We start from the raw sequence: 18858 nt of genomic DNA, 5'->3' as shown, positions 1-18858 counted from the left end.
CAGGGAGATTGCGAGGCCTCCACCACCTTGACTTTCCGCAGCGCACCATTTATGTGCGCCCTATCGAGGCGTCATGCAGCGTGATTAGGTATACCGTTAACCGGTAGCCCAAGCTCCGCCTCGGTCGTTATCCAACGGACTTCCCTTTTCACGCGGGGTGTCATTTTCCCCCGCCATCCGTGCGTCCAAAACGCGCGTCCATGGCACATGCAATGGACTGAACCATTATGACTTTCGCACAACTCGGCCTCGCCGAGCCGCTCGTCCGCGCGCTCGAAGCCAAAGGCTACACCACCCCCACCCCGATCCAGAAGCAGTCGATCCCGATCCTGCTCGAAGGCGGCGATCTGCTCGGCATCGCGCAGACCGGCACCGGCAAGACGGCGGCCTTCGTGCTCCCGTCGATCCAGCAGCTCGTCAACAACGAAAAGCGCGTGCTGCCGACGCATTGCCGCATGCTCGTGCTCGCGCCGACGCGCGAACTGGCCAGCCAGATCGCCGAAAGCGCGCGCGAATATGGTAAGTTCTCCAAGATGTCGGTCGCAACCGTGTTCGGCGGCACCAGCATCAACAAGAACCGCCAGGACATGGCGCGCGGCGTCGATATCCTCGTCGCCACGCCGGGCCGCTTGCTCGATCTGATCGAGCAGCGCTTCGTCAGCCTCGCGATGCTCGAGATCCTCGTGCTCGACGAAGCCGACCAGATGCTCGACCTCGGCTTCATTCACGCGCTGCGCAAGATCGTGCGGATGCTGCCCAAGCAGCGCCAGACCTTGTTCTTCTCGGCGACGATGCCCAACGCGATCCGCGAGCTCGCCAACCAGTTCCTCAACGATCCAAAGACGGTGAAGGTCGCGCCGACGTCGAGCACCGCCGAGCGCGTCGACCAGTTCGTCACCTTCCTCAACCAAGGCGAAAAGCAGGCGCTGCTGACGATCCTGCTGCGCGACGAGAAGGTCGAGCGCGCGCTCGTCTTCACGCGCACCAAGCATGGCGCCGACCGCGTCGTGAAGCTGCTCGGCGCCAATGGCATCGTCTCCAACGCGATCCACGGCAATAAGAGCCAGCCGCAGCGCGAACGCGCGCTCGCCGAATTCAAGTCGGGCAAGGCCAAGGTGCTCGTCGCGACCGACATCGCCGCGCGCGGCATCGACGTGTCGGGCGTCAGCCACGTCTTCAACTTCGAGCTGCCCAATGTGCCCGAGCAGTACGTCCACCGCATCGGCCGCACCGCGCGCGCCGGCGCATCGGGCACCGCGATCAGCTTCGTGGCGGATGATGAGCGGACGTACCTGCGCGACATCGAGAAGCTGACGCGCGTCAAGCCCGAGATGATGCAGCTCCCCGAAGGCTTCACCGCCGAAGCCGCCCGCATCAAGGCGGCACGCCCGGCGGGCTCCGACACGTTCGAACGTCGCGATGACTCCGGCCGTCACCGCGCCCCGCCCAAGGCGACGCATGCGGCACGCCCGACCGGTGATCGTCCAGCTGGCGCTGGCCGTCCGGCTGGCGCACGCCCCGAAGGCGCAGGCCGTCCGGCAGGCGGCGGTCGTCCCGGTGGCCAGGGTCGCCCCGGCGGCGGCTTCGATCGTCCGGGTGGCGGTCGCTCGGGTGGCCAGGGTCGCCCAGCCGGCGGCGGCGGTGGCCGTCGCTCGCCAGCCGCAGGCTGACTTCCCTTTCCCTCTCCCTGTGGGAGAGGGAGGGAGGAGCGAAGCGACGGAAGGGTGAGGGTGAGCAGCGCCCTCACCCTTCCCACCCAGCTACGCTTGGCGGGCCCCTTCCCTCTCCCAAAGGGAGAGGGAATTAATCCCAGATCCGCAACCACTCCCCTTCCGGAGCCCGTGCACTGCGCAAGCGGTTCGCGGGCTCTTCTGTATCCTCGAACCCGATCGCCATGCCGCAAAACAGCATCCGCTCGGGCGGGATGCCGATCGCATCGCCCACCGTCTCCGGGCACATCGCCCAGCACTCCTGCGCGCAGGTCGCCAGCCCGGCCTCGACCGCGAGCAGCATGACATTCTGCAGATACATGCCAAGATCGGCCCATTGCGGCGGCCCCATCCGCCGGTCGACCGTGCAGAACAGCCCGGCAGGCGCGCCGAAGAACTGGAAGTTGCGCGCGAACCATAAGCGCCGCCCCGCCTTGTCCTCACGCGGGATGCCGATCTCGGCATACATCGCTTCCCCCACGGCAAACCGGCGGTCGCGGTACGGCGCGACCAGCTCCTTGGGGTAAATGTCATAAGCGGGCGTCTCGGCCTGGCCCCATTGGAGCTTGTGCAGCACCGCCGCCTTGAGCCGGGCGAGCGGATCGCCGGTCAGCACGTCGATGTGCCAGGGCTGTAAATTGCCCCCCGTCGCCGCGCGCGCGGCCTTGGTGACGATGCCGTGCAGCACCGCCGGATCGACCGGATCGGCACGGAACCCGCGCACCGATCGCCGCGCCGCAATCGCTTCGCTGACCTCCATCACCCTATCCTTTCGATCATTCGGTATGCGAACCACCTTGCCGAGCGCGGAGGATCACGGCAAGAGAGGTTGCAAATAACAACGGATATGGAGAGTCGAGCATGGCCGAGGCATATATCGTGGATGCGGTGCGCACCGCTGGTGGCAAACGCGGCGGCAAACTCGCCGGTTGGCACCCGGTCGACATGGCGGCGGCGGTGCTGGATGCGATCGTCGCGCGCACCGGGATCGATGCTGCTGCGGTCGACGACGTCATCATGGGCTGCGTGATGCAGGGCGGGCAGCAGGCCGGGCAAGTCGGCCGCAATGCCGTGCTCGCCGCCCGCAACCTGCCAGACAGCGTCCCCGCCGTGTCGATCGACCGGCAATGCGGCTCCTCGCAACAGGCAATGCAGTTCGCCGCGCAAGCGGTGATGTCGGGCACGCAGGATATCATCATCGCTGCGGGCGTGGAAAGCATGACGCGCGTGCCGATGGGCTCGACCGCGACGCTGTTCATGAAAGAGGGGCTCGGCAATTACAAATCGCCCCGGCTGGAAGAGAAATATCCCGGCATCCTGTTCAGCCAGTTCATGGGTGCCGAAATGATCGTCAAGAAGCACGGCTTCGACCGCGCCCAGCTCGACGCCTTCGCGCTCGAAAGCCACCGCCGCGCCGCCGCCGCGACCGAGCGCGGGGCCTTTGCCGATGAGATCATCGCGCTCGACATCGAGACGCCCGAAGGCGTCGTCGCCCACGCCACCGACGAAGGCATCCGCTTCGATGCGACGCTGGAGAGCATCGGTTCGGTCAAGCTGTTGCAGGAAGGCGGCAGCATCTCCGCCGCCAATGCCAGCCAGATTTGCGACGGCGCCAGCGCGGTGATGATCGTCAGCGAAGCCGCGCTGAAGGCACACAACCTCACCCCGATCGCACGGATCGTGAACTTGACCGTAACGGGCGGCGACCCGGTCATCATGCTGGAGGAACCGCTGTTCGCGACCGACCGCGCGCTGCAGCGCTCGGGCATGAAGATCGACGATATCGACCTGTACGAAGTCAACGAAGCCTTCGCGCCGGTGCCGCTGGCGTGGTTGAAGCATACAGGCGCAGACCATGCCAAATTGAACGTCAATGGCGGCGCGATCGCGCTGGGGCATCCGCTGGGGGCCTCAGGTACCAAGTTGATGGCGACCTTGGTGCATGCGCTCAAGCACTCGGGCGGGCGGTACGGTCTGCAGACGATGTGCGAAGGCGGCGGCATCGCCAATGTGACGATCATCGAGCGGGTTTGACCACGGCGTCGCCCCGGCGAAGGCCGGGGCCGCCACGTTGCGAAGCGCAACACCGGCACTGCACACACCAAAGCGGCCCCGGCCTCCGCCGGGGCGACGAAGTAGGGGAGACCTCATGAATCTCGATTCCACCAAAGCCGCCGTCGTCACCGGCGGGGCCTCCGGCCTCGGCGCCGCCACCGCCCGCGCGCTTGCCGCCAAGGGGGTGAAGGTCGCGATCTTCGATCTGCAGACCGAAAAGGGCGAGGCGATTGCCGCCGAAATCGGCGGGGTGTTCTGCGAAGTGAATGTCACCTCGGAGGACTCGGTCGATGCCGGTTTCGCCAAGGCGCGCGCGGCGCATGGGCAGGAGTCGGTGCTGGTCTGCTGCGCGGGCACCGGCAATGCGATGAAGACCGCCAGCCGATCCAAGGAAGACGGCAGCATCAAGCATTTCAGCCTGGCCGCGTTCGACTGGCTCATCCAGATCAACCTGGTCGGCACCTTCCGCTGCGTCGCCAAATCGGCGGCGGGAATGCTGACGCTGGAGCCAGGCGAGGATGGCGAGCGCGGCGCGATCGTGATGACCGCCAGCGTCGCCGCCGAGGACGGGCAGATCGGGCAGGCTGCCTATTCCGCGTCCAAGGGCGGTGTCGTCGGCATGACACTGCCGATCGCGCGCGACCTGATGGGCGAAGGCATTCGCGTCAACACCATCCTGCCGGGCATTTTCGAAACGCCGCTGATGCAAGGCGCGCCGCAAGCAGTGAAGGACAATCTCGCTGCCTCGGTGCCCTTCCCCAAGCGGCTCGGCAAGCCCGAGGAATATGCCAAGCTCGCGCTCGCCATGGTCGAGAACAGCTATTTCAACGGCGAGGACGTCCGCCTCGACGGCGCGATCCGCATGGCACCAAGGTAACATCTCCCCTCCCGCTTGCGGGAGGGGCTGGGGGAGGGCAAAAAGGCCATCTCCGCACCTGCCCCACGCCCCTCCCCTAACCCCTCCCGCAAGCGGGAGGGGAATAAGGAACCTTCATGTCCCGCCCCGCCCCCCATCGCCTTGATCCCGCCACCTATCCGCATCGCGAAACGATCCAGACGCGCTTCCAGGATCTCGACGTGCTCGGCCATATCAACAATGTCGCGATGGCCGGCCTGTTCGAAAGCGGACGCGTGCGCTTCAATCGCGCGATGAACTTGACCGGATGGTCGGGCCATCGCTGGCTCGTCGCCAAGCTCGAGATCAATTATCTCGGCGAGGGCTTTTTCCCCGACGATGTCGAAATCGCCAGCGGGATCGGCGAGGTCGGCAAACGGAGCTGGAGCATCCTCGCCGCCGCCTTCCAAAAGGGCGAGTGCATCGCCACCGCCGACGTGGTGCTGGTAATGAGCGCCAGCGGCGGCCTGACCGAACTGCCCCCGGAATTCCGCGCCGGACTGGAGGCGCACCGCATTCGGGCTTGAGGGGTGGTGCGGACGGTGTCCCCCTTCCGTCAAGGGGAAAGCTGTCTCCTCCCCGTTCGCCCCGAGCCTGTCGAAGGGCACCTCTCCCCCCGCGATCGCTACGCCTGTGGAGAGGAGGGCTTCGACACGCTCAGCCCGAACGGGATTTGAGGGGACCTGCCTAAAGGAAATCGCCTCTAATCCGCGTCGTGGAACACCGCCGGGCGCTTCTGAATGTTGGCGGCGACTTGCTCCATCATCGGCGGCTGGCCGATCACCGCGATCTGCTCGGCGGTTTCGGCTTCGAGCATCGCCAGCGGATCGGCATCGAACGCCATGTTGCACAGGCGCTTGGCGCCGCGGATGGCATTGGGGCTCTTGGCGGCGATATCGTGCGCGAGCGCCATGGCCGCGGCGCGCGGGTCCTCGGAAATGCGCGTGATGAAGCCGTGGTGCAGCGCTTCCTCGGCATCGAATTCGCGCGCGGTATAGATCAACTCGCGCAGCACGTCGTCGCGCACCAGCCCACGCCAGATCGGGAAGCCCGCCATGTCGGGCACCAGCCCCCAATAGAGTTCGCGGATCGCAAAGCGCGTGCCCGGGGCCGCGATGCGGATGTCGGCACCCGACATGATCTGGAAGCCTCCGCCAAAGGCGACGCCATGCACCGCCGCGATCACGGGCACTGGCAGATTGCGCCAGCCCCACGTCACATGCTGCGGCAGAATCGCGCCCTGCGCGTTGCGATCGACGCGCGACAGGCCCGATCCGCCACCCGCCATGCTGGTCATGTCGAGCCCCGCGCAAAACGCCTTGCCCTCGCCCGACAGCACCACCGCGCGCACATCCTTGCGGGGGCCAAGCGCGTCGATCGCCTTGCCGATCCCCTCGAACATCGCCGGGTCGATCGCGTTCATCTTGTCGGCGCGGGTCAGCCGCACGTCGGCAACGTGGTGCTCGATGGTGGTGGATACGCGGTCGTTCATACGATCTTACTCCCGGTTTCGCCCCAATAACGGTCGCGAAGCAGCCTTTTGTACAATTTTCCGGTGGCATGGCGCGGCAATTCCGCCGCGAAATCGATCTGGCGCGGGGTTTTCACGCCCGACAGCTCGGCGCGGCACCAGGCGGTCAGTTCCGCCGCCAGCGCCTCGCCCGCTTCGGCCATGTCGACCGGCTGCACCACCGCGACGACGCGCTCGCCCATTTCGGGGCACGGCCCGCCGATCACCGCGACATCGGCGACGCGCGGATGCGTGATCAGTCGGTTTTCGATTTCCTGCGGATAGATGTTCACCCCGCCCGAGATGATCATGAAGCTCTTGCGATCGGTCAGGTAGAGATACCCGTCGGCATCCATCCGCCCGATATCGCCGAGCGTCGACCAGCCGCGCGCATTGCGCGCCTCGGCGGTCTTGGCGGGATCATTATGATATTCGAACGCGCCGCCGCCTTCGAAATAGACCAGCCCCTCGGCGCCGGGCGGCAAATCCTCGCCGTGCTCATCACAGATGTGCAGCACGCCGTAAGCCGCCTTGCCGACCGAACCCTTGTGCGTCAGCCATTCGGGCGAGGCGATGGTGGTCAGGCCATTGCCCTCCGATCCCGCATAATATTCGTACAACACCGGCCCCCACCAGGCGATCATCGCTTCCTTCACCGGCACCGGGCACGGCGCGGCGGCATGGATCGCGACCCTGAGGCTCGACAGGTCATAGCGCGCGCGCGTGGCGTCATCGAGCTTCAGCATGCGCACGAAATGCGTCGGCACCCATTGGCTGGCGTTGATGTGGTAGCGCTCGATCGCGGCGAGCGCGCGTTCGGGGTCGAAATGCTCCATCATCACCACCGTGCCGCCGAGCCGCTGAACCGTCATCGACCAGCGCAACGGGGCGGCATGATAAAGCGGCGCGGGGCTGAGATAGAGGCTGTCGGGGCCAAGGCCATACAGCCCGCGCGCGAGCATTTCGAGCACGGTCGCGCCCGCAATGTCAGGGTCTTCGGGCAAGGCGACGCGCACGCCCTTGGGCCGACCGGTGGTGCCCGAGGAATAGAGCATGTCGATGCCGGCGCGCTCATCGGCGATCGGCGTGTCGGGCATGGCGGCGACGGCGGGCTCCCACGCTTCCCACCCGGCCAGCGCGCCCCCGATGACGAAGCGCGCGATGTCGACGCCCGCCGCCGACACCGCCGCACCCAGGCTTGCCGAAGCGACCACCAGCGCCGCCCCCGAATCGCGCAGGATATAGTCGATCTCGGGCGCGGTGAGCTTGGTCGAGATGCAGACGAAGAACAAACCGGCGCGCTGCGCGCCCCACGCGATATCGTAAAATTCGGGCGTGTTCTCCAGACACAAAGCGATGGTGTCGCCCGCCTTCAACCCGCGGGCGCGAAACAGCTGTGCAGCGCGGTTCGAGCGGTGATCGAGCTCGGCGAAGCTGATCGCCTCCCCCGTTTCCGCCACGATCAGCGCAGGCTTCGCGGGATCGGTCCGCGCGTGAACGCTCGGGTGCGACATATCAGGGCCCTCTCACCGGCTATTTGGTTTCGTTTTGCAACGTGAAGCTATACCGCGCTTTCCGGGACCGCAAGCCGATAGCCGAGGCCCTTTTCGGTGTGCAGCAGCGGTGCCGCGAATCCGCGATCGAGCTTGGCGCGCAACGCGAGACATGCACCGCAACGACATTGGTGCCGGGGTGAAAATTCAACCCCCACACCGCGCGGCGCAATTCGTCATGCGGCACCACTTGCCCCGCGCGCTCCGCCAGATGCAGCAGCAAGCGATATTCGCGCGGCAACAAATCGAGCGCACGCCCCGAGCGCAACACGCGGCGCTCCACCCGATCGATGTCCAGCGCGCCGAGCCGAAGCCGCCCCGAATTCCGTCGCACCAGCGCCGCCAGCCGCGCCGCGATCAGCGCGTCGCTGGCGGATGCCGCAACCGCATCATCGGCCCCCGCATCGATCGCCGCCGCGACCGCCGCGTCGTCGCCCGCAACCACCTCGAGCATCGGAATGTCGGCGACACCGACCGCCCCACGGAAGAACCGCACCCCGGCGCGCGCGGACGACCCGTCGGGCACGAAGCGAAGGCCGCGCTTTGCGGCCTCCACACCAAGTCCGGGACGGAGCGGGCCCAGGGCCAGAACGGGTTCCACCGCATCTGTTTAGCAGCGGCCAAATGTGCAAATGCTGTGCTTTAAATCCGATTTGGACCAAATAGCGCCCGTCGCGCATAGCCCGCCACATAAGCGTCGGGGTCGTCCAACCCGCGAGCCCAGACCGCATCGCGCTCGGCCCGCCCGGGCTCGCGCGACGCCAGCGCGCGCAGCGCGGTGACCCGCATGCGCGCTGCCGGGTGGCGCTTGGCCAGGTCTTCGGTCAAGGCCAGACCCTCTTCCCCCGCATAATGCACCGCCAGCGCAACCAACGCTTCCGACGGCGCAGTGGTCAGCCCTTCCGCGATGGTGCCCGCTTCTACATCGAAACGGAACTGATCGCACCATGGCTGCGCACGATCATAAGCAAGGATATTGAGCGATACTGACAGGCTATCGGGCGGCAATTGCCGGTGAACATCGCGCCGAGCGCGATACAGCAACACCTTGCCCGGTTCGAGCCGCGACCGCTCGACGAAGCGCAAGTCCGCGCTTTCGCCGGGCAATCCCGTCACGGCATCGACATCATAATCGTAATAGTCGCTCCAATAGCCCGGTCCCTGATAGCCCACCGTCAGGAACGAGAAATTATGGTCGTGCGGCAGATCGTAGAAGAACGGCGCAGTGCCGCTCGCGCGCACGACGGCATCGTTGCGGGCAGGCCAGAAATTGGCGCGCAGCACATAGCGGCCATTGGCCGGCCGCAACAGAAACACCTGCGCGCCATAGGTATTGCCGCTCGATTGTCCTGAACAGCGGTCCTCCAACTCGGCAATCACCAGATCCGCCAGAAAATCGCGGTTGCGCCCAAGCCGCGCCAAAAGCGGACCAAGCGCTGCCAGCGAATCCTCGTCGCGCGCGTCGAACGGTGTCGCGTCGAGCGCGGCGACCAGATCATCAAGGCCGATCGCGTCGCCACTGCCGGGGTCCAGCACGCGCGGCATCAGGCGGCGATCCGTTGTTCAACCAGCGCCAGCGTCGCGCGCGCCGCCGCGCGCACCTCGGCATTGGGGTCCGCCTCCGCCATTTCACGCAAGCGTGGCAACGCCGCGCGGGTGTCGATCGCCAGCCACTCGCGCATCGCGCCCCACCGCAGGAAGAATGCCGGGTCGCGCGTCGCGGCGGCGAAGCGCTGCTGCGCGCCGGGGCGTTGCGCCAGGCGGAGATAGGCCAGCAGCATCTGTGTGCGCGCCGCGCGATCATCATTGGTCGCGATGCGCACCAATGCCCCGCTGCCGATCGCATATTCGCGCGCATAGGGGGCGGTCGCCGCGCGAATCGTCGCGTTTAGCGTCACCACATCGCTCTGCGCGGACTCGATCAAATGGCCGCGCGTGCGCCCGTCCAGCCGCACCACCGCGCCATCGCGCAGCACAAGGTCGGGCGCTGGGCGGCAAGGCCGCGCCGTCTCCGCCGAAAAGTCCTCCCCCATCGGCTCGGCATCCCATAACCGCAGCCGCGCATTTCCGGCGCGGACATAGCGCGTCAAGGTCAAGCGCCCCGGCACCACCACGGTTTGCGGCCGCGGTGCCGCCGAAAGCGCATCCGCCGACAACACCGTTGCCGCAATCGAAACTGCGGGGTTTTCGAACAGCACCGTCCCGATCCGCAGACCATCACGGGCAACGCGAAAGGGCGGCTCGAACCATGAATCGTCGGCCAGCGCGGCGACCAGCGGCGCGATCAGCGCGCCGACCCACTCCGCATCGGCCAACACGATGGCGGCCGCATCCTCGACCGCATTCCCGGCAAACGCGGCTTCCAGCGCACGATACGGCTCGCTCGCCCGAAAACGGGCGGCGGCGGCAAAAGACCGCGCCGCCGCCGCATCGAGCGCACTGCGCTCAGCCATTTGGGTAGATTTCGTAGATCAGGATCGCGACGCCGATAATGTAATCAAACACGTCATCGCCAACCAATTCGAGGCTACGAATCGCTCCGCTGGTGCCAATTTGCGTTCCAAGATCGACGATCTGATTGATGTCGATGTTAAAGATATCCATCGCGCGTCTCCCTAATTTGCCACCCACCTTGCGCCCGATGCTCCGGGCCCATGGATGCTACGCGCGCGACGAAGCCTTGGCGGAGTTAATTCGCTGTAATATTGCGCGGCCGCAGCCTGCCCACGGTAGTGCCGCGCGTCCACCAACACGCTTGCGCTGGTGCTGCATTGCAGTACATCGCAAGCACGATGACGCCAGAGACCTTGCCGCCGTTCGATCCTCAGCGCTTCATCCGCCACGGCGTGGGCGGGCATGGCGGATTGCTGAAGCTCAGCTATCACGCGCACGGCCCCGATTGGGTCGAACTGCAGCTCCCCTATCAAGCGGCCCTGGTCGGCGATCCCGGTAGCGGCGTGCTCGCCTCCGGGCCGATCCTGACGATGATGGACATGGCGACCAGCCTGGCGGTGTGGACGCGATTCGGACAGTTCCGGCCGCACGCAACGCTCGATTTGCGGATCGATTATCTGCGCCCCGCGACGCCGGGCAAAACGGTGTTCGGGCGCGGCGAATGCTACCGCATCACGCGTTCGATCTCATTCGTGCGCGGGCAGGCGCATGATGGGGATCCCGCCGATCCGCTCGCCCATGTCGCGGGCACCTTCATGTTCACCGACGCCCCGGCGGAGCGCGCATGATGCTGCCACCCTATGCCGAACTGCTCGGAATCACATTGGCCGATGCGGCGGACCCCACGCTGTTGCTGATGCCGAGTGCCGACACCCTGCTCGGGCGACCGGGCTATTTGCATGGCGGCGCGATTGGCGGATTGCTCGAAATGGCCGCGATCGTGGCTCTGCGCTGCGCATTGGCCGAAGATGGCGGCGGCCAGATTAAGCCGATCAACGTCACCGTCGATTATATGCGCGGCGGGCGCGAAAAGCCGACCTTTGCGCAAGGATCGGTCACTCGGCTTGGCGGCCGCGTCGCCAATGTCGAGGCGACCGCGTGGCAGGACGATGCCGACAAGCCGATCGCGGCGGCGCGCATGAACTATCTGATCGTGCGCCCCTGATCGACCTGGGGCGCGACGCTCACCCCTTCGGCGTAAGTCGCACCAAGGCCCCATCATCCTCCAGCACCCAGATCGCACCGTCGGGTGCCTGGGCGACGTCGCGAATGCGCGCGCCCATCGCCCATTGCTCCTCGGCCTTGGCGGTGTCGCCCGACACCGAGACGCGGATCAGCGCCTCGCCCGACAACGCCCCGATCAGCAAATTGCCGCGATATTGCGGGAATAGCGCGCCCGAATAGACGATCATCCCGCCCGGTGAGATGGATGGGTTCCACCACAATTTGGGCGCTTCAAGATCGGGGCGGCTGGGGTGATCGGGGATCATCTTCCCGCTGTAATTGTCGCCATTGGAGACGATCGGCCAGCCGTAATTGCGCCCCGGCAGGATCAGGTTGAGCTCATCGCCCCCCTGCGGCCCCATCTCCTCTTCCCATAAATGGCCATCGGCGGTGAACACCATGCCATAAGGGTTGCGGTGCCCGGTGCTCCACGTCTCGGCGCGCGCGCCGCCCGCTTTATACTCGGGATTGCCCGGCCATGGCTTGCCGTCGAGCGTCAGGCGCAGGATCTTGCCCAATCGCTGCTCGGGGTCCTGCGCCGGGGTGAAGCGCTGCCGCTCGCCCGACGACAGATATAGCGACTGGCCGTCGGGCGCGAACAGGATATTGGCCCCGAACTGCCCGCCGACCCCGTCCGAGCCCGCGCGCCACAGCACCTGCACGTTCGACAGCGCCGTTCCGCTCAACTGCGCGCGCGCCAGCGCCAGGCTGCTGCCAACCGTGCGCGGTTCGGAATAACTGATGTACACCAGCTTGCTCGTCGCGAAATCGGGCGCAAGCGCGATATCGAGCAGCCCGCCCTGCCCCTCGTTCAGCACCTTTGGCACACCGCTGATATCGGCGACCGTCCCGTCGGTCCGACGCCATTTGAGCTTGCCGGCCTTCTCGGTGATCAGCGCCGATCCGTCGGGCAGGATCGCAATCGCGAACGGCTCGACAAACTGGCCGATCTTCTGCGTGGCGAAGGGCGGCGTGGTCGCGCTGAGATTGGCGCGGCCGGTGGTCGCGGGAACGTTGGGCACCGTCGCATCGGGCGCATTGTCGGGCAGTGTGGTCACCGGCGGCGGGCTGGGGGACGGAGTCGGGGTGGCTGGATCGCCGGGCGATGCCACTGGCGGCGCGGTTCCGCTCTGCTGCGGTTGCGCCGAACAGGCGGTCGCAGCGACAAAGGCGATAACAAGCGGCAGACGGGACGACAGCATACGGACTCTCCGGCTTTTCCAAACCACTACCGTCATCCCCCCTCAGTTGTTCCGTTGCGCGACAGTGCGACATCCGCGACGGCTTGCCAGCGTCGCTCCACACGCCTATACGACGCTTATTCTCTACATCGCCAGGTGAAGAGGCTGGAGCCACCCGGTTCCGGCAGCGAAGACCTTTGCATGGGACATATCTTGGCCGACACGCCCGACCTGACTGCGCTGATCGCCCCCGAAGCCGCTGCGCTCGGCTTCGATCTTGTGCGCGTGAAGCTGTTCGGCGGCAAGGGCGACTTGACCCTGCAAGTGATGGCCGAGCGCCCCGATACGCGCCAGTTGACGATCGAGGATTGCGCCGATTTGTCGCGCCGCATCTCGGACGTGCTCGATGCGCTGGAAGCTGAGGGCCGCGATCCGATCACCGAGGAATATCGCCTCGAAGTGTCCTCGCCCGGCATCGATCGCCCGCTGACGCGGCTGAAGGATTTCGCCGACTGGACCGGCCATGAAGCGCGAATCGTGCTGGCCGCGCCGATCGAGGGGCGCAAGGTGCTGACCGGGCTGCTGAAAGGCGTCACCGACGACCGCATCACCATCTACGTGCAGAAGCATGGCGAGATGGAGATCAGCTTCGCGCAGGTCGGCACCGCAAAATTGTTGCTGACCGACGCGCTGATCGCCGCCACGCGGCCGCTGTCACTCGACGGTGCGGAAGAAATTGAAGACGAACTGGTGCCCGAAGGCACTGAAGACGAAGGACTGAACTGATGGCCACCGCAGGAACCTCTGGCGTTACCGCCAACCGCGCCGAGCTGATCGCCATTGCGAACGCCGTCGCGACCGAGAAGATGATCGACAAGGGCATCGTCATCGAAGCGATGGAAGACGCGATCCAGCGCGCCGCCCGCGCCCGCTACGGTGCCGAGAATGACATTCGTGCGAAGCTCGACCCCGTCACCGGCGATCTGCGCTTGTGGCGCGTCGTCGAAGTGGTCGAGGCGGTCGATGACTATTTCAAGCAGGTCAACCTGAAGGAAGCCGAGAAGCTCCAAAAGGGTGCCGTTGTCGGCGATTACATCGTCGATCCGCTGCCCCCGATCGAGTTCGGCCGCATCGCCGCGCAGGCTGCCAAGCAAGTGATCTTTCAGAAGGTCCGCGACGCCGAGCGCGAGCGCCAGTTTGAAGAGTTTAAGGACCGCATGGGTGAGATCATCACCGGCGTCGTCAAGCGCGTCGAATTCGGCCATGTCGTCGTCGACCTTGGCCGCGCCGAGGGCGTCATCCGCCGCGACCAGCAGATCCCGCGCGAAGTGGTGCGCGTCAACGACCGCATCCGCTCGCTGATCCTCAACGTGCGCCGCGAGAATCGCGGGCCGCAAATCTTCCTCAGCCGCGCGCATCCCGACTTCATGAAGAAGCTGTTCGCGCAGGAAGTGCCCGAAATTTACGACGGCATCATCGAAATCAAGGCGGCGGCCCGCGATCCGGGTTCGCGCGCGAAAATCGGCGTCATCAGCCATGACTCGTCGATCGATCCGGTCGGCGCGTGCGTCGGCATGAAGGGCAGCCGCGTGCAGGCGGTCGTGCAGGAAATGCAGGGCGAGAAGATCGACATCATCCCGTGGTCGCCCGACACCGCGACCTTCGTCGTCAACGCGCTGCAGCCAGCCTCCGTGTCGCGCGTGGTGATCGACGAGGAAGAGGACCGCATCGAAGTCGTCGTCCCCGACGATCAGCTCAGCCTGGCGATCGGTCGTCGCGGCCAGAACGTGCGCCTCGCCTCGCAGCTGACCGGCAAGGCGATCGACATCCTGACCGAGGCCGATGCCAGCGAGAAGCGCCAGAAGGAATTCGCCGAGCGCACCGAGATGTTCCAGACCGAATTGGACGTTGACGAGACGCTGGCCCAGCTGCTGGTCGCCGAGGGCTTTGGCGCGCTGGAAGAAGTCGCGTATGTCGAAGTCGACGAAATCGCGTCGATCGAAGGCTTTGACGACGATCTCGCCGCCGAATTGCAGAGCCGCGCGTCCGAAGCGCTCGAACGCCGCGAAGCCGCCAATCGCGAAGAGCGCCGCGCGCTCGGCGTCGAGGACGATCTTGCCGCGCTGCCGCACCTCAACGAAGCGATGCTGGTCACGCTCGGCAAGGCCGGGATCAAGACGCTCGACGATCTCGCCGATCTGGCGACCGACGAACTGATCCAGAAGAAGCGCCAGGAACAGCGCCGCCGCGCCGAGGATGCGCCCAAGCGCGCCGAGGACAAGGGTGGCGTGCTCGGCGAATATGGCCTGAGCGAAGCGCAGGGCAATGAGATCATCATGGCCGCGCGCGCGCACTGGTTCGCTGATGAGGAAACCGCTGGCGAGACGACGGAGGCGAGCGAAGCCTGATGCCCTTCGTCAGCATCCGCCTTGCCGGCACGGCCACGAAGGACCAGAAGTCCGCCATCGTTGCCGATGTCACCCAGTCGCTGGTTACGCGGCTGGGCAAGAACCCGGCTGCGGTGCAGATCGTGATCGAAGAAGTGAGCCCGGAAAATTACGGCGCGGGCGGGCAATTGCTCGCCGACCGCGATGCACCCAAACCGCAGGAGGACGCGCATGCGGAATCCTCGCAATGACACGCTAGCGGTTCAGACACCGACGTTCGCATTTCGCGTCCTCCCCTCCCTGAAACGGAGGGGAGCGCAATGACCGACATCGTCACCGAAGTCGCAACTAACGACGATCCCACCGGGGCCATCCGCCGCTGCATCCTGCTTGGCGAGCGTGCACCGCGCGCGGCGTTGGTGCGGCTTGCGCTGTCGCCCGATGGGCATGTGCTGCCCGACGTGCGCGCCAAGGCACCGGGGCGCGGCGCATGGATCGGCGTGACGCGCGCCGACCTGGAAACCGCCATCGCCAAGGGCAAATTGAAGGGCGCACTCGCCCGCGCCTTCAAAGGACCGGTGCTGATTCCCGACGATTTGCCCGGCATGATCGCGACCGCGCTGGAACGCGCGACGCTCGACCGACTAGGGCTGGAAGCGCGCACCGGAAACTTGCTGACCGGTGCCGAAAAGATCGAAACGGCGGCGCGTTCGGGCAAGCTGCATTTGCTGCTGCATGCGAGCGATGCCAGCACCGATGGCAACCGCAAGCTCGACCAGGCGTGGCGCATCGGCAACGATGAAGAGGGCAGTGCGCTCAGGGGGTTGGCACTTCCCGTGTCGCGTACCATATTGGCCGTGGCCCTGGGGCGGCAGAATGTGGTACATATCGGCCTAACGGAGCGCGATGCGGCGCGGCGGGTGAGCGAAACGCTGACACGCTGGCTGCATTTTATCGGACCCCACCCCGCCCTCGTGTCTTGCGAAACACCATCGCAGGGCGCATCGGCGCTTATATCCAACCCAGCGGGACGTGGCGCCCCTGTTGCGGCTGACGAAGACACATGCGAGGAATTTGAGTGAGCGATACCGACAACGAAAAGCCGAAACTCGGAATGCGTCAGCCCTTGGGGCTCAAGCGCACGGTCGAGACCGGCAAGGTCAAGCAGAGCTTCAGCCACGGACGGTCGAACACCGTCGTGGTCGAAGTGAAGCGCCGCCGCGTGCTCGGCCCCGGCGGTGCGCCGGTCGAGGCTGCCGTTGTCGAGGATGCCGCGCCCGCCGTGGCTGCGCCGCCTGCCCCACCCGCGCCGCCGCCGCGCCCGGCACCCGCGCCAGTTTCGCCGGGCAATTCTTTGCTGTCGCGCCAGGAGCTGCAGGCCAAGCTGCTGCGTGAGGCCGACGAAGCGCGCATGAACGCGCTTGAAGAAACGCGCCGCCGGGAAGAGCGCGACCGTCTCGAGGCGCAAGCCGAAGAGCGTCGCCGCGCCGAGGAAAATCGCCGCGCCGGCGATGCGCCCGATAGCCCGGCCGCGCCCGACCCCGCGCCGCAACCGGCACCCGAGCCGGTCGCCCCCGTGGCGGAAGCCCCGACCCCGGTTGAGGCTGCGCCAACGCCGGTCGCGCCAGCCGCTACACCTGCGCCCGTGGCAGCCGCACCCGCCCCAGCTCCGGTCGCGGCAGCGCCCGCTCCTGTCGCCGCGCCAGCACCGGCCCCCGCGCCAGCTGCGCCCCCGCGCCCGCTCGGCCTGCTGCTCGATCCATCGCTGCCCGCGCCGCGTCTGTTCACGCCGGTGCCACGCCCCGAGCGTCCACGTCCGGCCCCGCCGCCCCCGCCTGCTCCCGCAGCCGAGGCAACCCCTGCACCCACGACCAGCAGCGCGGCCGGTGCTGCCAAGCGCCCCGCCGTCGGTGTTGTGGCTCCCGCCAGCGAAGCGCCGTCGCGTCCAGGCCAGCGCGACCGCAAGGGCGACGAACGTCGCGGCGGCAAGCTGACCGTCAACCGCGCGCTCAACGATGGCGATGGCGCGCGTGCCCGCTCGCTCGCCGCGCTGAAGCGTGCGCGCGAGAAGGAAAACCGTCGGATGGGCGGCCCGCGTGAAGCGCAGGCCAAGCAGATCCGCGACGTTGTGGTGCCCGAAGCGATCACCGTCCAGGAACTCGCCAACCGCATGGCGGAAAAGGGCGCGGATCTGGTCAAGACGCTGTTCAAGATGGGTATGCCCGTCACGATGACGCAGACGATCGACCAGGACACGGCCGAGCTGCTGGTCACCGAATTCGGCCACAACATTGTCCGCGTCAGCGATTCGGACATCGATATCGCGGTCGAAACCGATACCGATCCCGAGGACACGCTGCGTCCGCGTCCGCCGGTCGTCACGATCATGGGCCATGTCGACCACGGCAAGACCTCGCTGCTCGATGCGCTGCGCGGCACCGATGTCGTGAAGGGCGAGGCCGGTGGCATCACCCAGCATATCGGTGCCTATCAGGTCACGCTGAAGGACAAGTCGAAGATCACCTTCCTCGACACGCCGGGCCACGAAGCCTTTACCGAAATGCGCCAGCGCGGTGCCAATGTGACCGACATCGTCGTGCTCGTGGTGGCAGCGGACGACAGCATCAAGCCGCAGACGGTGGAGGCGATCAACCACACCAAGGCGGCCGGCGTGCCGATGATCGTGGCGATCAACAAGGTCGACAAGCACGACGCCAATCCGCAGAAGGTGCGCGAAGCGCTGCTGCAATATGAAGTCGTGGTCGAGGAAATGTCGGGCGACGTGCAGGATGTCGAAGTCTCGGCGCTCAAGAAGACCGGGCTCGACGAGTTGATCGAGAAGATCCAGCTCCAGGCCGAACTGCTCGAGTTGAAGGCCAATCCCGATCGCGCGGCCGAAGGCACCGTGATCGAAGCCAAGCTCGACAAGGGCCGTGGTCCGGTTGCGACGATCCTGGTCAACCGCGGCACGCTCAAGGTCGGCGACATCTTCGTCGTCGGTGCCGAGAGCGGCAAGGTCCGCGCGATGACCAACGACAAGGGCATGCAGATCAAGGAAGCGGGCCCGTCCATGCCGGTCGAAGTGCTCGGCCTGTCGGGCGTGCCGCGTGCGGGTGATCCGCTGTCGGTGGTCGAAAACGAAGCGCGTGCGCGCGAAGTTGCCGAATATCGCCAGGGCGTGATGACCAGCAAGCGCACCGGGGGTGGCCCGGCCAGCCTCGAATCGATGTTCAGCGCGCTCAAGGAAAAGCAGGCGATCGAATATCCGTTGGTGGTCAAGGCCGACACGCAAGGGTCAGTCGAGGCGATCGTGTCGTCGATCAACAAGATCTCGACCGATCTCATCAAGGCGCGCGTGCTGCATTCGGGCGTCGGTGGCATCACCGAGAGCGACGTGACGCTGGCGGGCGCCAGCGGTGCACCGATCATCGGCTTCAACGTCCGCGCCAATGCCAAGGCGCGCGAAATCGCCGAACGCCAGAAGGTCGCGCTCAAATATTACGACGTGATCTATGACCTGATCGACGAGATCCGCGCCGGCATGGCGGGCGAGCTTGGCCCCGAGGCATTCGAAACGGTCGTCGGCCGCGCCGAAATCCGCGAGGTCTTCTCGGCGGGCAAGCACGGCAAGGCGGCTGGTCTGCTGGTCACCGAAGGCAATATCCGCAAGGCGCTCAAGGCGCGTATCACCCGGGCCGATGTCATCATCTACCAGGGCGAAATCGCCTCGCTGCGTCGCTTCAAGGACGACGTGGCCGAGGTCCGCGCCGGTCTGGAGTGCGGGGTGACCTTCACGTCGAACTTCGTCGACATCAAGCCGGGCGACTTCCTCGAGACGTTCGAAGTCGAACTGCGCGAACGGACGCTGTAATCTTCTCCCTCTCCCCTCC

At 66.2% G+C, this 18858-nt stretch carries 19 protein-coding genes; 11 read left to right on the top strand and 8 right to left on the bottom strand.

Annotation, left to right across the window (positions count from 1 at the left end):
• The first annotated feature begins 227 nt into the window (after nucleotides 1–227).
• Entirely contained in the window at nucleotides 228–1670 is a 1443-nt protein-coding gene (locus ON00_RS14310; protein WP_010406853.1) for a DEAD/DEAH box helicase, read from the top strand.
• Nucleotides 1671–1803: 133 nt separating this feature from the next.
• Here ON00_RS14310 and ON00_RS14305 read toward each other — a convergent pair whose 3' ends face one another.
• The gene (locus ON00_RS14305; protein WP_010406851.1) at nucleotides 1804–2469 is read right to left on the bottom strand and encodes a nitroreductase; all 666 of its coding nucleotides are present in this window, start codon (nucleotides 2467–2469) and stop codon (nucleotides 1804–1806) included.
• 101 nt (nucleotides 2470–2570) lie between these two features.
• Between ON00_RS14305 and ON00_RS14300 the strand changes: the two genes are divergently transcribed.
• From ON00_RS14300 to ON00_RS14290, 3 genes are all read left to right on the top strand, one after another.
• Nucleotides 2571–3743 (top strand): acetyl-CoA C-acetyltransferase, encoded by a 1173-nt coding sequence (locus ON00_RS14300; RefSeq protein WP_010406849.1) that lies wholly within the window; start codon nucleotides 2571–2573, stop codon nucleotides 3741–3743.
• Between the two features lie 115 nt (nucleotides 3744–3858).
• The gene (locus ON00_RS14295) at nucleotides 3859–4641 is read left to right on the top strand and encodes an SDR family NAD(P)-dependent oxidoreductase (RefSeq protein ID WP_010406847.1); all 783 of its coding nucleotides are present in this window, start codon (nucleotides 3859–3861) and stop codon (nucleotides 4639–4641) included.
• 116 nt (nucleotides 4642–4757) lie between these two features.
• Nucleotides 4758–5186 (top strand): acyl-CoA thioesterase, encoded by a 429-nt coding sequence (locus ON00_RS14290; protein WP_010406844.1) that lies wholly within the window; start codon nucleotides 4758–4760, stop codon nucleotides 5184–5186.
• Between the two features lie 176 nt (nucleotides 5187–5362).
• On the opposite strand, the gene ON00_RS14285 is transcribed toward ON00_RS14290, so the two are convergent.
• The 6 genes from ON00_RS14285 to ON00_RS20625 are packed head-to-tail and all read right to left on the bottom strand — an operon-like array spanning nucleotide 5363 to nucleotide 10326.
• Nucleotides 5363–6151: a crotonase/enoyl-CoA hydratase family protein gene (locus ON00_RS14285; RefSeq protein ID WP_010406842.1), complete on the bottom strand. Its 789-nt coding sequence runs from the start codon at nucleotides 6149–6151 to the stop codon at nucleotides 5363–5365.
• Nucleotides 6148–7683, bottom strand: a complete 1536-nt coding sequence (locus ON00_RS14280) for an acyl-CoA synthetase (RefSeq protein ID WP_010406840.1) — start codon at nucleotides 7681–7683, stop codon at nucleotides 6148–6150. The genes ON00_RS14285 and ON00_RS14280 overlap by 4 nt, the downstream gene beginning before the upstream one ends.
• Before the next feature lie 19 nt (nucleotides 7684–7702).
• Nucleotides 7703–8323: a winged helix-turn-helix domain-containing protein gene (locus tag ON00_RS14275; RefSeq protein ID WP_245535580.1), complete on the bottom strand. Its 621-nt coding sequence runs from the start codon at nucleotides 8321–8323 to the stop codon at nucleotides 7703–7705.
• 41 nt (nucleotides 8324–8364) lie between these two features.
• On the bottom strand, nucleotides 8365–9267 hold the full coding sequence (locus ON00_RS14270) for a hypothetical protein (RefSeq protein ID WP_010406836.1): 903 nt from the start codon (nucleotides 9265–9267) through the stop codon (nucleotides 8365–8367).
• Nucleotides 9267–10175: a hypothetical protein gene (locus tag ON00_RS19920; RefSeq protein ID WP_010406833.1), complete on the bottom strand. Its 909-nt coding sequence runs from the start codon at nucleotides 10173–10175 to the stop codon at nucleotides 9267–9269. The genes ON00_RS14270 and ON00_RS19920 overlap by 1 nt, the downstream gene beginning before the upstream one ends.
• The gene (locus ON00_RS20625; RefSeq protein ID WP_154651335.1) at nucleotides 10168–10326 is read right to left on the bottom strand and encodes a hypothetical protein; all 159 of its coding nucleotides are present in this window, start codon (nucleotides 10324–10326) and stop codon (nucleotides 10168–10170) included. The genes ON00_RS19920 and ON00_RS20625 overlap by 8 nt, the downstream gene beginning before the upstream one ends.
• A 188-nt stretch (nucleotides 10327–10514) precedes the next feature.
• On the opposite strand from ON00_RS20625, the gene ON00_RS14260 reads away from it, so the two are divergent.
• Together ON00_RS14260 and ON00_RS14255 are read left to right on the top strand one after the other, a co-directional pair.
• Nucleotides 10515–10964, top strand: a complete 450-nt coding sequence (locus ON00_RS14260; protein ID WP_010406832.1) for a PaaI family thioesterase — start codon at nucleotides 10515–10517, stop codon at nucleotides 10962–10964.
• Nucleotides 10964–11341 carry a PaaI family thioesterase gene (locus tag ON00_RS14255; RefSeq protein ID WP_010406830.1) on the top strand — a complete coding sequence of 126 codons (378 nt, stop codon included), beginning with the start codon at nucleotides 10964–10966 and terminating at the stop codon, nucleotides 11339–11341. The genes ON00_RS14260 and ON00_RS14255 overlap by 1 nt, the downstream gene beginning before the upstream one ends.
• A gap of 19 nt (nucleotides 11342–11360) precedes the next feature.
• On the opposite strand, the gene ON00_RS14250 is transcribed toward ON00_RS14255, so the two are convergent.
• Nucleotides 11361–12602 (bottom strand): PQQ-dependent sugar dehydrogenase, encoded by a 1242-nt coding sequence (locus ON00_RS14250; RefSeq protein ID WP_010406827.1) that lies wholly within the window; start codon nucleotides 12600–12602, stop codon nucleotides 11361–11363.
• Nucleotides 12603–12782: 180 nt separating this feature from the next.
• On the opposite strand from ON00_RS14250, the gene rimP reads away from it, so the two are divergent.
• From rimP to infB, 5 genes are all read left to right on the top strand, one after another.
• Nucleotides 12783–13367 carry a ribosome maturation protein RimP gene (gene rimP / locus ON00_RS14245; protein WP_010406824.1) on the top strand — a complete coding sequence of 195 codons (585 nt, stop codon included), beginning with the start codon at nucleotides 12783–12785 and terminating at the stop codon, nucleotides 13365–13367.
• Nucleotides 13367–14989 carry a transcription termination factor NusA gene (gene nusA / locus ON00_RS14240; protein WP_010406823.1) on the top strand — a complete coding sequence of 541 codons (1623 nt, stop codon included), beginning with the start codon at nucleotides 13367–13369 and terminating at the stop codon, nucleotides 14987–14989. Before rimP ends, nusA begins: the two co-directional genes overlap by 1 nt.
• Nucleotides 14989–15219 carry a tautomerase family protein gene (locus ON00_RS14235; protein ID WP_010406820.1) on the top strand — a complete coding sequence of 77 codons (231 nt, stop codon included), beginning with the start codon at nucleotides 14989–14991 and terminating at the stop codon, nucleotides 15217–15219. The genes nusA and ON00_RS14235 overlap by 1 nt, the downstream gene beginning before the upstream one ends.
• A 69-nt stretch (nucleotides 15220–15288) precedes the next feature.
• Nucleotides 15289–16050, top strand: a complete 762-nt coding sequence (locus ON00_RS14230; RefSeq protein ID WP_010406819.1) for a DUF448 domain-containing protein — start codon at nucleotides 15289–15291, stop codon at nucleotides 16048–16050.
• The gene (infB, locus tag ON00_RS14225; RefSeq protein ID WP_010406816.1) at nucleotides 16047–18839 is read left to right on the top strand and encodes a translation initiation factor IF-2; all 2793 of its coding nucleotides are present in this window, start codon (nucleotides 16047–16049) and stop codon (nucleotides 18837–18839) included. Before ON00_RS14230 ends, infB begins: the two co-directional genes overlap by 4 nt.
• Nucleotides 18840–18858: the final 19 nt, after the last annotated feature.

Source organism: Sphingomonas echinoides ATCC 14820 (assembly GCF_000241465.1).
GTDB lineage: Bacteria > Pseudomonadota > Alphaproteobacteria > Sphingomonadales > Sphingomonadaceae > Sphingomonas > Sphingomonas echinoides.
Note: the sequence above shows the minus strand (reverse complement) of the source record. Positions and strands in the feature narration are given on the sequence as shown.